Below are 11694 nucleotides of genomic sequence, written 5' to 3' on the forward strand. Positions count from 1 at the left end.
GGTGCTATTCTGGCGGCTCATGCCGCCAGGTCTGTTTCTGATGACTCATAAGAAAGATACCGTGCCCCTACCCGAAGACCTGCGGGTGTTCCTGACCGTGATCCGCAAGGCCGGCTTTGCCGCCGCCACCGATGAGCTGGGGTTGTCGCCGGCGTATGTCAGCAAGCGCATCCAGATCCTCGAGACCACCCTCGCCACCCGCCTGCTGCACCGCACCAGCCGCCGCATCGCGCTGACCGAGGACGGTGAGCGGGTGCAACGCTGGGCCGTGCGTATTCTCGAAGACTTCCAGCAACTGTCCGACGAGCTTTCGGACGCCCATGACAGCCCCAGAGGCCACCTGCACTTGTGCAGCAGTTTCGGCTTTGGTCGCAACCATGTGGCCCCCGCCCTGTCGTTGCTAGCCGAGCAGTACCCTGACCTGGAGGTGCGCCTGGACGTGTTCGACCGCGTGGTGGATATCGTCAGCGAAGGCTTCGACCTGGAGATCCGTGTCGGCGATGACATTCCCGGCCAGCACATCGGCCGGCGGCTGGTCAGCAACCGCCGCATACTCTGCGCCGCGCCCGCGTACTTGAAACGCCGAGGTACGCCGCAACACTTGAGTGAGCTGGAGCAACACGACTGCCTGGTCCTCAAGGAACGCGACAACCCGTTCGGTCTCTGGAACCTGGAGCGCGACGGCAGCCAGGAAAGCGTGCGCGTACGCGGGCCGCTGTCCTCCAACAACGGCGAAATCGTGATGCAGTGGGCATTGGATGGTCGCGGGGTGCTGCTGCGCTCGATGTGGGATGTGAAGCCGTTGCTGGAGCAAGGCAAGCTGGTGCAGGTGCTGCACAGCTACACCCAAAGCGCCAACGTGTGGGCGGTGTACCCGACACGGTTGGCGCACTCCGGAAAGCTAAGGGCATGCGTGGAGTTTTTACAGGAGCATTTCAAAGGGCTGTCTATTTAGCCCTACTCCAGCCCTGTAAACCCTTCCACCACTTGAACTGCGACCGGTCAGCTGAGCCAGGGGTTGGCCGCGAGGTGCCGACGTTCGAACGCCTGGATCTCATCACTGCGTTGCAACGTACTGCCGATTGCATCCAGCCCTAGTAGCAGCGCGTTCTTGCGCAGGGTGTCGATCTGGAACGGGATCACCTGGCCGTCCGCCAGGCCGATCTGTTGGGTCTGCAGGTTGATGCTGATCTGCGTCTGGTCGGGCTGGCTGACGGTTTGCCCGAGCTTGTGCAGTACCGCGTCCTCCAGGGTAATCAGCAACACCCCGTTGCGTTGGCAGTTGTCATAGAAAATCCCGGCAAAGCTGCTGCCGATGAGCGCACGAATGCCCATCTGCTTGAGGCCCCATACGGCGTGCTCACGGCTGGAGCCACAACCGAAGTTCGGCCCTACGACCATGAAACTCGCACCCTGCCAGGCCGGTTGGTTGAGCACAAACGCGGGGTTGGGTTCGCCGGACGCCAGAAAGCGCAAATCGAAAAACAGCCCACGGTCCAGGCCGCTGCGGTCAATGCCCTTGAGAAACTGCTTGGGCATGATCACATCCGTGTCGATATTGGCCGCCAGCATGGGCGCGGCCTTGCCGGTAACCAAGGTAAAGGGTTGCAGGCTCATAGTCGGTCTCCAAAGTCACGTATATCGGTAAGGCGGCCGGTGATCGCGGCGGCGGCGACCATCGCCGGGCTCATCAGATGGGTGCGTGCACCGGCCCCCTGGCGGCCTTCGAAGTTGCGGTTGGTGCTGGAGGCGCAGCGGTCACCGGGGGCCAGCACGTCGTCATTCATGGCCAGGCACATTGAGCAGCCCGACTGACGCCACTCGAAACCTGCCGCGATAAAGATCGCCGCCAGCCCTTCGGCCTCGGCCTGGTCGCGGACCTCGGTAGAACCAGGCACGATCATCGCCCGCACGTGCGCGGCCACATGTTTACCGCGCACCACGCTGGCAGCGTCGCGCAGGTCTTCAATACGGGCGTTGGTGCAGGAGCCGATAAACGCATGGCTGATCACGATATCGCTCAACGGCATACCGGCTTGCAGGCCCATGTAGTTGAGGGCGCGGTGCATGTCCTGGCGCAGGATCGGGTCGTCGACGTCTTGCGGGTCGGGTACGCGCGCACCGATGGGCGCGGCCTGGTCGGGGCTGGTGCCCCAGGTGACCATGGGCTCCAGCGCGCCGGCATCCAAGTGCACTTCCTGATCAAACACCGCGTCGGCGTCCGAATGCAGTTGGCGCCAGCTCACCAGGGCCTGCTCCCATAATTCGCCCTTCGGCGCGCGAGGCTTGTCTTTGAGATAGGCGAAGACTTTTTCATCCGGCGCCATGAACGCGCCACGCGCCCCCGCCTCCACCGCCATGTTGCAGATGGTCATGCGCGCTTCGACGCTCAAGGCATCAATCGTGGAGCCGCGGAACTCGATGGCATAACCGGTAGCGCCGGATGCGCCGATCTGGCCGATCAGCGCCATGATCACGTCCTTGGAAGTCAGGCCGCTGGCTAACGCACCATCGACGGTGACGCGCAGGCTTTTCAGGCGTTTATAAACCAGCGTCTGCGAGGCCAGCAGGTGCTCGATTTCCGAGGTGCCGATCCCGAAGCCGAACGCGCCCAGCGCGCCATAGGTGGTGGTGTGGCTGTCGCCGGCGGCAATCACCATGCCCGGCAGGATGAAGCCCTGCTCCGGCGCAATGACGTGTTCGATACCCTGACGCTTGTCGAGGATATCCAGCAACTCGATGCCGAAGTCCCGGCAGTTTTGCGCCAGGTAAGAGACTTGCCGGGCGCCGCCCGCATCCGGCATCGCCGCGATGCGCTGGGGCGTGGTCGGGTTCACATGGTCGACCACTGCCAGTGCCGTGCCTGGGCGCCATACGTTGCGCCCGGCCTCGCGCAAGCCGCTGAACGCCTGGGGGCTGGTGTATTCGTTGATCACCTGGCGGTCGATATACAGCAGGACATGGCCCTGATCATCCAGGGCACACACGGTATGGGCATCGATGTGTTTGTCGTAGAGGGTTCTGGCAGTCATTTTTCCTGGGGCTCACTCAACGGTGTGCGCCCATCCTACGCAGCGCCCCGGCGCCATCAATGGCAGCCGGGTGATAGCTGGGAACATGTTTCGTGTTCGATTCGGCCTTGAAATACACAAGCGATTTGAACCAGAAACATTTTCTTTCATTTTCCGCTTAGGGATTTCCCATTCTCATTCGTCTTAACTTAGATACAGCCCGTCGCGTCAGCAAAAGCTACGACCGGCCTTTTCCGGGCCTCCATCGCCCGCTCCGATCAAGACCCGCATTCACATGTCGAAGAAGTCGCGCTCAAAACTCTGGTTTCTCGTCCACAGCTGGCTGGCATTGCCCATCTGGTTCTTTGTACTGATCGTCTGCGTCACCGGCACCCTGGCAGTGGTCAGCCAGGAAATCGTCTGGCTCGCCAACCCGGATATCCGTGCGAGCAAACCGTCGGAGGATGCACCACTGCTGAGCTTCGACCAGGTGATCGCCGCGATCAAACAAGCCGAACCCCAAGTCATCGTGCAATCGATCATCCGCCCGGATGAATCGCACTTCGCTCTGAGCGTCGATCTCACCTACCCCGATGGGCGCTCGGTAGAGGCCTACGTCAACCCGTACTCCGGGGTGATCCAGGGCATCAGCCCGGCGTTCGACTTCAAGCAGTTCACCCGTGCCCTGCACGGCTGGTGGCTGGTGCCGTTCACCAACGGTTACAGCTGGGGCTGGTACCTGGTATCGCTGCTCGGCCTGCCGTTACTGGCCTCGCTGATCACCGGGCTGGTGGTGTACAAGCGTTTCTGGAAGGGCTTTTTCAGGCCGACCCTGCGCATCCGCCACGGCGCCCGGATCTTCTGGGGCGATTTCCACCGCCTGAGCGGGATCTGGTCGATCTGGTTCATCGCGGTCATTTCCATCACCGGCACCTGGTTCCTGATCCAGGCGATCCTGGGCGACAACCAGATTTCCATCTCCAGCGAACCCATCGTGCCGGTGATCGCCCGGGAGAAAGTGCCGCTGTCGGCCCCCGGCGTGCCGGCACCGAGGATCGCCCTGGACGACGCGATCAAGATTGCCGGCGAACGCATCCCGGGGCTGGACGCCACCTTCGTGTTCCTGCCGGGCAATGCCTATAGCCATCTGCAGATCGGCGGGCGCGGCTGGTACCCGTTGATGTTCCAGACCGCGCAACTGAACCCGTACAACGGTGAAATCGGCGTCTCGCACCTGCTGTCCGACCGTACCCCGCTGGAGTTCGTCACCGAGTCCATGCGCCCGCTGCACACCGGCGACTTCGGCGGCCTGTGGATCAAACTGATCTGGGCGTTCTTCGGCCTGGTGCTGAGCATGATGGTCTTGAGCGGCCTGCTGATCTGGACCAAACGCACCGCCCTGGCCACGCTCCATGCACTCAAGCGCGAAGCCAAGGCCCCACGGCAATCGGCGCCTATCCCGGTGCTGCAAGCTGAAACCACGGAGGGTCACTGATGAGCAAGGTCGTCGCGGCTGCCCCTTCGCCACTGCGGGCCTTCTGGCTGAAGTGGCGCTTCTATCCCAATGTGCTGCTGATCCTGATACCGCTGGGGTTCATGCCTCGCTACTTTTCCGAGGCGGCCCTGTTTCGTGGAGACGCAGGTATCGGCGAGCGAGTGGCCGGGGAAGTGCAGGTCGGCCCCTGGAGCCTGACCCTCGCCGAATTTCGCAACGAAGGCCCACGCCCGGACCCGGCCGGCCCGATGAAATTCTTCAACGCAGCCCTGTGCGCCACGTGCACCGAACAGGTCAAGGCCACCTACCTGCGCATCGGCAAACCGCGCAGCCTCCGGGCCGCCGGGGTGATCTTCTTCGGTACGCCGTACCGCATGGGCGCGCTGTTGCCGGTGCCGGAACGCACGCCCGTCGATGCCGAACTCTGGGTCACCATGGAAGGCTGGGACGGCAGCATGCACCAGGGTTCCATCCCGCTGAGCCAGGCCTCGCCTGCCACCATTGCCTGGCTGAACAAGCAAGGAGTCAAACCATGATGTTGAGGCGCTTATCCCGCGCAGTGCTATTGCTTTGCGCCGGTTTCAGTAGTGTGGCGCTGGCCCACAACCCGATGTGCGAATGCAAGGAAATCCCCGGCGAGCAGATCCAGTGCACGGGTGGTTTTTCCGACGGCAGCGGCGCGCCGGGCGTAACCCTGGATGTGATCGGCTACGACGAAACCATCCTGCTGCCCGGCAAGCTCGGCCAGGACTCGACCCTGACCTTCAAGAAGCCTTCCGCCGAATTCTACGTGCTGTTTGACGCCGGCCCCGGCCATGTCGTCGAAATCGACCAAGCGGACATCCAGCCACAATGAGTACCACACAGGTTGTACGCCCCGCCGGGGCCGGCCACGAAACCCTCTACGTGTTGCTGCTGTGCCTGATCATCCTGGCAGTGGCCGGCAGCGTGGTGTCCCTGCATGGCCAGACCCAGGAGGTAGCCGCGGTGCCCAGCCATCAGTTGGATGCCCGTCGTGACCTGAGCCCCGCCGAACAAGGCATCTACGCCGACCTGCGGGTCACCCTTGATGAAATCCAGCTGCTGCAACAAGAGCAGAACGCCCTGCCGACGCCCGAACAACTGGCCGAAGAAGGTTTTGTGCCGTTTGCCCAGGATGCCAGCTCGGTCAGCCGGGGCGGCCATCGCTGGCAATTGCTTGAGCCGGCCGCCTACCTGGGCTTGAGCCAGGTGCCCGGCATCAGCGGCTCATTGCTGATGCGTGTGCACGGTTCCGAACCGGATGTGTGGATCAACCGCCGAGCCGATCTCGCCGCCCCTTCCGACCTCACCGACCCGGCCCTGGTTGCCGCCGGTTGGCAGCAGGTGGTCACGCAATTCGATGCCGGCGTGACCCGCCAGCACCGTCACTGAACGAGAAGACCGATTACCCATGTCTATTTCATCGCCCCTGTTACGCCTGTTGCTGGTTGGCCTCTGCAGCCTGATGCTCGCCCCGCTCGCCAACGCCGAGGCGGCTAAACGCCTGCGCATCGGGATCACCCTGCACCCCTATTACAGCTACGTGACCAACATCGTCGGCGACAAGGCCGACGTGGTGCCATTGATCCCGGCCGGTTTCAACCCGCACGCCTACGAGCCACGCGCCGAAGACATCAAGCGCATCGGCACCCTGGACGTGATCGTGCTCAACGGCGTCGGCCATGACGATTTTGCCGACCGCATGATCGCCACCAGCGAGCGCCCGGACATCCCGGTGATCGAGGCCAACGCCAACGTGCCGTTGCTGGCCGCCACCGGTAACGCGGCCCGTGGCGCCGGCAAGGTGGTCAACCCGCACACCTTCTTGTCCATCAGCGCCTCGATTGCCCAGGTCAACAACATCGCCCGCGAACTGGGCAAACTCGACCCGGACAACGCCAAGACCTACACCCAGAACGCCCGTGCCTACGGCAAACGCCTGCGCCAGATGCGCGCCGACGCCCTGGCCAAACTGACCCGCGCGCCCAACCCGGACCTGCGCGTGGCAACGGTGCACGCGGCCTATGACTACCTGTTGCGCGAATTCGGCCTGGAGGTCACCGCCGTGGTCGAACCGGCCCACGGCATCGAGCCCAGTCCCAGCCAGTTGAAAAAAACCATCGACGAACTGCGCGCCCTGGACGTGAAAGTGATCTTCTCGGAAATGGATTTCCCGTCCACCTACGTCGAGACCATCCAGCGCGAGTCTGGGGTCAAGCTGTACCCGCTGTCGCATATCTCCTATGGCGACTACACGCCTGAAAAGTACGAAGTGGAAATGACCCGCAACCTCGATACCGTGGTGCGCGCCATTCAAGAGTCAGGCGCATGACGGCAGCGCAACCTCTGAAAGTGGCCAGCATCGGCCCGACCCTCGACTTCGACAAGGTGTCGTTGACCCTGGGCCGCACGACGATACTTGACGGCGTGAGCTTCCAGGTCCAGCCCGGCAGCATTCATGCGCTGGTCGGCCCCAACGGCGGGGGCAAAAGTTCGTTGATCAAGACCCTGCTGGGGCAAACCCCGCACCAGGGCCAATTGCGCCTGCACTGGCCGAACACGCCCGGCACCATCGGCTATGTGCCCCAGGCCCTGGAGTTCGACCGGGGCTTGCCGATGACCGTCGATGATTTCATGGCTGCCATGTGCCAGCGGCGCCCGGCATTTCTCGGCCTGTCCAGGCATTACGCCGGCGCGATAGGCGAAGCGCTGGAGCGGGTGGGCATGCAGGACAAACGCAAACGACGCATGGGCGCACTCTCCGGCGGTGAGCGCCAACGGGTACTGCTGGCCCAGGGGCTGATCCCGGCACCGCAATTGCTGGTGCTGGATGAGCCGATGTCAGCCCTTGATGAAGCCGGTATCCAGGTGTTCGAACGCCTGCTCAACGACTGGCGCCTGAGCGGCCTCACCGTGTTATGGATCGAACATGACCTGCAAGCCGTGAGCCGCCTGGCCGACCGCGTCACCGGCCTCAACCGTCGGGTGCTGTTTGATGCCACGCCCAAGGAGGCGCTGACCCCGGAGCGCCTGTTGAGCCTGTTCTCCACCCACCCGCGGAGCCCGGTGCAATGAGTTATGAAGCCTTTCGCTTGATGGTCCAGGGCTGGGCCTCTTCCGGCTATCTGCCGGAGGCACTGGCCTACGGTTTTGTGGTCAACGCGCTGCTCGCCGGTTTGCTCATTGGCCCGGTGCTGGGCGGCCTGGGCACGCTGGTGGTGGTCAAACGCTTTGCGTTTTTCTCCGAAGCCGTCGGCCACGCCGCGCTGACCGGCGTGGCAGTGGGCATCCTGCTGGGTGAGCCCTACACCGGCCCTTATGGCGCGCTGTTCGGCTACTGCCTGCTGTTCGGCATCCTGCTCAACTACCTGCGCAACCGCACGGGCCTCGCCCCGGATACCTTGATCGGGGTGTTTCTCTCGGTGTCGCTGGCGTTGGGTGCGAGCCTGCTGCTGATCCTGGCGGGCAAGATCAACGTGCACATTCTGGAGAACGTACTGTTCGGTTCAGTGCTGACCGTCAATGGCAATGATCTGCTGGTGCTGGCAGTCGTCGGCGCACTGGTCATGGCCCTGGCCTTGCCGTTGTACAACCGCATCATGCTGGCCAGCTTCAACCCGCAGCTGGCGGCGGTACGCGGGGTGGCGGTGAAGACCCTGGATTATCTGTTCGTGATCCTGGTCACGCTGATCACCGTAGCGGCGGTCAAGGTCATCGGCGCGATCCTGGTGGGCGCGTTGTTGGTGATTCCGGCCGCAGCGGCGCGCCTGCTTAGCCAGTCACTCAAAGGGTTCTTCTGGGTCTCGGTGGCGATCGCCACGGTGAGCACCCTGTGCGGCATCCTGTTGCCGATCATCTTCGACCTGCCCATCCCATCCGGTGCCGCGATCATTCTGACGGCCGGCATCGCTTTTGCCTTTGCCGCCATCGCGCGCGGCACCGTGCCCAGCCTCAAAGGGAATCTTGGATAATGCACCCTGCCTTTCGCCCGCTGACCCTGGCCATTGCTTGTTTGCTGAGCACCTCGGCAATGGCCGCCGTCGACGGTTTCGACCCCAGTCACTTCAAGGTCAACCAGGGCCTCGGCCATGCCGCCCTGACCCAACCCCAGACGCCGGTCAAGGTCCTGGCCTCACTGCCGATCACCTACGGTCTGGCCGAGGTGCTGCTCAAAGGTAGCGACGTGACACTCGAGCGAGCCGCCCCGGCCAACCTGCCGGGCTCGCGACAAGTGGCGTATTTCACCGGTCGCGGCGCGCAGGCTTTGAATGCCCTGGCGCAGGACGCCGACGCGGCCATTGGCTTGCGCTCATTGTGGGCGGATGATCCGCTCTACCCCGTGGCGCGACGCAGCAATATCCGTATCGTCGAAGTGGACGCTGCACGCCCGGTGGACGGCGGTTTGCCAGGCATTGCCCTACAGCCAGGCGCTACCGATGGCCTGAACAGCCAGCCGTGGCAATCGAGCAACAATATGGGACGCATGGCCGACGTGATGGCCGCCGACCTGAGCCGCCTGGCACCGGCCGCCAAGCCGACAATCGACGCCAACCTCGCCGCCCTCAAGCAGCGCCTGCTCAGGCTCACCGCCGACAGCGAGGCCAGATTGGCCAAGGCGGACAACTTGAGCGTGGCCAGCTTGAGTGATCATTTCGGCTACCTGGTCAGCAGCCTGAACCTGGAAGTGCTCAACACCGATGCACGGCCTGATGCAGAGTGGACACCCGAGGCATTGCAGCAACTCACTGCCGACTTGAAGGGCAACGATGTGGCGGTGGTACTGCATCACCGTCAGCCGAGCGAAGCCGTACAAACAGCCGTGACGGCAGGGGGTGCGCAATTGCTGGTATTGAAGGTCGACGGGGCGGACCCGGTGGCTGAGCTGGAAGGCAATGTGGATCAGGTGATCAAGGCACTTGCACCCTAGCAAGCCCGCTCACTACCGTTAAACCACATCCACGCCCACATGGATCGCATCGTGCCGCCAGAACTCCAGGTCGCAGTCGATCAACCGCTGATGCTGGTCATAATTGACCCGGGCAATCCGCAGGCCCGGGCTACCGACCGACACGCGCAACGCGGCGGCGGCTTCCACCGGCAAGGAGGTCGGTACGATCTCGAAGCGAACGCGGCCGTAATGCAGGTCATATTTGCGTGCGTACAGCTCGGTCATTGACTGGTTCAGGTCGCACGCCAGGATCCCCGGGAAGTATTGCGGGTTCAGGTAGTGCTCCACATACAACACCAGACGCCCATCAATGCGCCGGCCCCGGCAAATCTGAATCACGCTGGACAGCGCCGGCAACTGCAACCACGCACACACGGCCGCAGAAGCCGGTTGCAAGCGCGCAGAAATCACTTCGGTCGACGCCACCCGCCCCTGGTCGCTGACCATCGCGTGAAAGTGGCTGCGTTGCATCAGGTTGTAGGCCAGCCGCGGCGGCGAGACAAACCAGCCACGGCGCTCCTCACGATAGATCTGGCCCTGGGCTTCCAGTTGTAACAAGGCTTCCCGCACGGTAATGCGGGTGGTACCAAACAACTCGCTGAGCTTGCGCTCGGCGGGCAATTTACTCGCAGGCGCCAACAAGCCATGGTCGATCTGCTCTTGCAGCGCCAGGCCGATGGATGTCACCGCCTTGATTGCCTCATCACGCATCAACGTTACCTATCTGGACTAGACCAGCACCGTTCAGGTGCATAAACCGCGCTGTATTCGGGCTTCCACTGCTGCCTGCCAGCGTAGGCACTACAGATGACCGGCAGATGACAACCCGTGCCACCGCCCTGCTCCACACCCTGCAATACATCGGCCAAGTCCAGGGCCTGCGGGCACTTGAGCATGGTCTACGCTGAGTCTGAAGTGAGCGACATCGAGGATGTAAAAACGACATCGACATGAAACTGTCATCCAGTACGCCTAGATTGGCTCAGGTATTGCTGACCTAGACCAACACCACCGCAAACGTCGATAAAAAACGCAGCGTTGAAAACGCCCAAAGGAGCTTCGGATGAAACAGCTTTTCCTGGCATCACTGTTAGGCTCGACCATTGCCATGTGCACCGCCGCCATGGCCGCTGATACCGATTTGAAAACCTTGGAAGCCGCCGCGAAAGCGGAAGGCGCCGTCAACAGCGTCGGCATGCCCGATGACTGGGCCAACTGGAAAGGCACCTGGGATGACCTGGCCAAGACCTACGGCCTCAAGCACATCGATACCGACATGAGCTCGGCCCAGGAAATCGCCAAGTTCGCCGCCGAAAAAGACAACGCCAGCGCCGATATCGGTGACGTCGGCGCCGCCTTCGGCCCGATCGCGGTCAAACAAGGTGTGACCCAACCCTACAAACCGAGCACCTGGGAACAGGTCCCGGATTGGGCCAAAGACAAAGACGGCAACTGGGCCCTGGCCTACACCGGCACCATCGCCTTCATCGTCAATAAAAAGCTGCTGCACGGTTCCGAAGCCCCTAAAAGCTGGGCTGACCTGAAGACCGGTAAATACAAGGTTTCCATTGGTGACGTCAGCACCGCCGCCCAGGCCGCCAACGGCGTACTGGCTGCCGCCCTGGCCAACGGTGGCGACGAGAAAAACATCCAGCCGGCACTGCTGATGTTTGCGGAAATCGCCAAGCAAGGCCGCCTGTCGCTGGCCAACCCGACCATCGCCACCATGGAAAAAGGCGAAGTGGAAGTGGGTGTGGTCTGGGACTTCAACGGCCTGAGCTACAAGGCCAAGATGGCCAACCCGGATGATTACGTGGTGCTGATCCCATCGGATGGTTCGGTGATTTCCGGCTACACCACCATCATCAACAAATACGCCAAGCACCCGAACGCCGCCAAACTGACGCGCGAATACATCTTCAGCGATGCCGGCCAGACCAACCTGGCACGCGGCAACGCACGTCCGATCCGTGCCGAGCACCTGACCCTGCCTGCCGAGGTTCAGGCCAAGTTGCTGCCGAACGAGCAGTACAAAAAAGTCACGCCGATCAAAGATGCCGAAGCCTGGGAGAAAACCTCCAAGGCGCTGCCGCAGAAGTGGCAGGAAGAAGTCATCATCAATATGCAGTAAGGCTTCAACCCACATTGGATGGAGATCCAATGTGGGTGCGAGCTTGTGTGGGAGGGGGCTTGCTCCCGATAGCGGTGTGTCATTCAAC

The 11694-nt window shown here is 62.5% G+C and carries 13 protein-coding genes; 10 read left to right on the forward strand and 3 right to left on the reverse strand.

The genetic code is table 11. The features are described from left to right. Positions 1–40: 40 nt before the first annotated feature. The gene (locus MJP36_RS20890) at positions 41–955 is read left to right on the forward strand and encodes a LysR substrate-binding domain-containing protein (protein WP_244383940.1); all 915 of its coding nucleotides are present in this window, start codon (positions 41–43) and stop codon (positions 953–955) included. A 47-nt stretch (positions 956–1002) separates the two neighbouring features. Here the strand turns inward: MJP36_RS20890 and leuD are convergent, their stop codons facing one another. Next, complete coding sequence (leuD, locus tag MJP36_RS20895; protein ID WP_060756985.1) at positions 1003–1617, reverse strand: 3-isopropylmalate dehydratase small subunit; 615 nt, start codon at positions 1615–1617, stop codon at positions 1003–1005. Beyond that, positions 1614–3032, reverse strand: a complete 1419-nt coding sequence (gene leuC, locus MJP36_RS20900; RefSeq protein WP_244383941.1) for a 3-isopropylmalate dehydratase large subunit — start codon at positions 3030–3032, stop codon at positions 1614–1616. Before leuC ends, leuD begins: the two co-directional genes overlap by 4 nt. Before the next feature lie 274 nt (positions 3033–3306). Here leuC and MJP36_RS20905 point away from each other — a divergent pair, with 274 nt between their 5' ends. The 8 genes from MJP36_RS20905 to MJP36_RS20940 are packed head-to-tail and all read left to right on the forward strand — an operon-like array spanning position 3307 to position 9454. Next, a complete protein-coding gene (locus MJP36_RS20905) occupies positions 3307–4506 on the forward strand; it encodes a PepSY-associated TM helix domain-containing protein (protein WP_198763581.1) in 1200 nt (399 codons plus the stop codon). After that, positions 4506–5042 (forward strand): thiamine pyrophosphate-binding protein, encoded by a 537-nt coding sequence (locus MJP36_RS20910; protein WP_244383942.1) that lies wholly within the window; start codon positions 4506–4508, stop codon positions 5040–5042. The genes MJP36_RS20905 and MJP36_RS20910 overlap by 1 nt, the downstream gene beginning before the upstream one ends. Continuing rightward, the gene (locus MJP36_RS20915) at positions 5039–5362 is read left to right on the forward strand and encodes a hypothetical protein (RefSeq protein WP_104995971.1); all 324 of its coding nucleotides are present in this window, start codon (positions 5039–5041) and stop codon (positions 5360–5362) included. Before MJP36_RS20910 ends, MJP36_RS20915 begins: the two co-directional genes overlap by 4 nt. Further along, complete coding sequence (locus MJP36_RS20920; RefSeq protein ID WP_104995970.1) at positions 5359–5919, forward strand: DUF6162 family protein; 561 nt, start codon at positions 5359–5361, stop codon at positions 5917–5919. Before MJP36_RS20915 ends, MJP36_RS20920 begins: the two co-directional genes overlap by 4 nt. Before the next feature lie 19 nt (positions 5920–5938). Then, positions 5939–6859, forward strand: a complete 921-nt coding sequence (locus tag MJP36_RS20925; RefSeq protein WP_244383943.1) for a metal ABC transporter substrate-binding protein — start codon at positions 5939–5941, stop codon at positions 6857–6859. After that, on the forward strand, positions 6856–7602 hold the full coding sequence (locus tag MJP36_RS20930) for a metal ABC transporter ATP-binding protein (RefSeq protein ID WP_060756978.1): 747 nt from the start codon (positions 6856–6858) through the stop codon (positions 7600–7602). Before MJP36_RS20925 ends, MJP36_RS20930 begins: the two co-directional genes overlap by 4 nt. Beyond that, on the forward strand, positions 7599–8498 hold the full coding sequence (locus MJP36_RS20935) for a metal ABC transporter permease (RefSeq protein ID WP_090365864.1): 900 nt from the start codon (positions 7599–7601) through the stop codon (positions 8496–8498). Before MJP36_RS20930 ends, MJP36_RS20935 begins: the two co-directional genes overlap by 4 nt. Then, a complete protein-coding gene (locus MJP36_RS20940; RefSeq protein WP_244383944.1) occupies positions 8498–9454 on the forward strand; it encodes a metal ABC transporter substrate-binding protein in 957 nt (318 codons plus the stop codon). The genes MJP36_RS20935 and MJP36_RS20940 overlap by 1 nt, the downstream gene beginning before the upstream one ends. 18 nt (positions 9455–9472) lie before the next feature. Here the strand turns inward: MJP36_RS20940 and MJP36_RS20945 are convergent, their stop codons facing one another. Beyond that, positions 9473–10186, reverse strand: a complete 714-nt coding sequence (locus tag MJP36_RS20945; protein ID WP_090365867.1) for a UTRA domain-containing protein — start codon at positions 10184–10186, stop codon at positions 9473–9475. A gap of 352 nt (positions 10187–10538) precedes the next feature. Here MJP36_RS20945 and MJP36_RS20950 point away from each other — a divergent pair, with 352 nt between their 5' ends. Next, complete coding sequence (locus MJP36_RS20950) at positions 10539–11606, forward strand: ABC transporter substrate-binding protein (RefSeq protein ID WP_161550342.1); 1068 nt, start codon at positions 10539–10541, stop codon at positions 11604–11606. Positions 11607–11694: the final 88 nt, after the last annotated feature.

Source organism: Pseudomonas palleroniana (genome assembly GCF_022836895.1).
GTDB lineage: Bacteria > Pseudomonadota > Gammaproteobacteria > Pseudomonadales > Pseudomonadaceae > Aquipseudomonas > Aquipseudomonas palleroniana.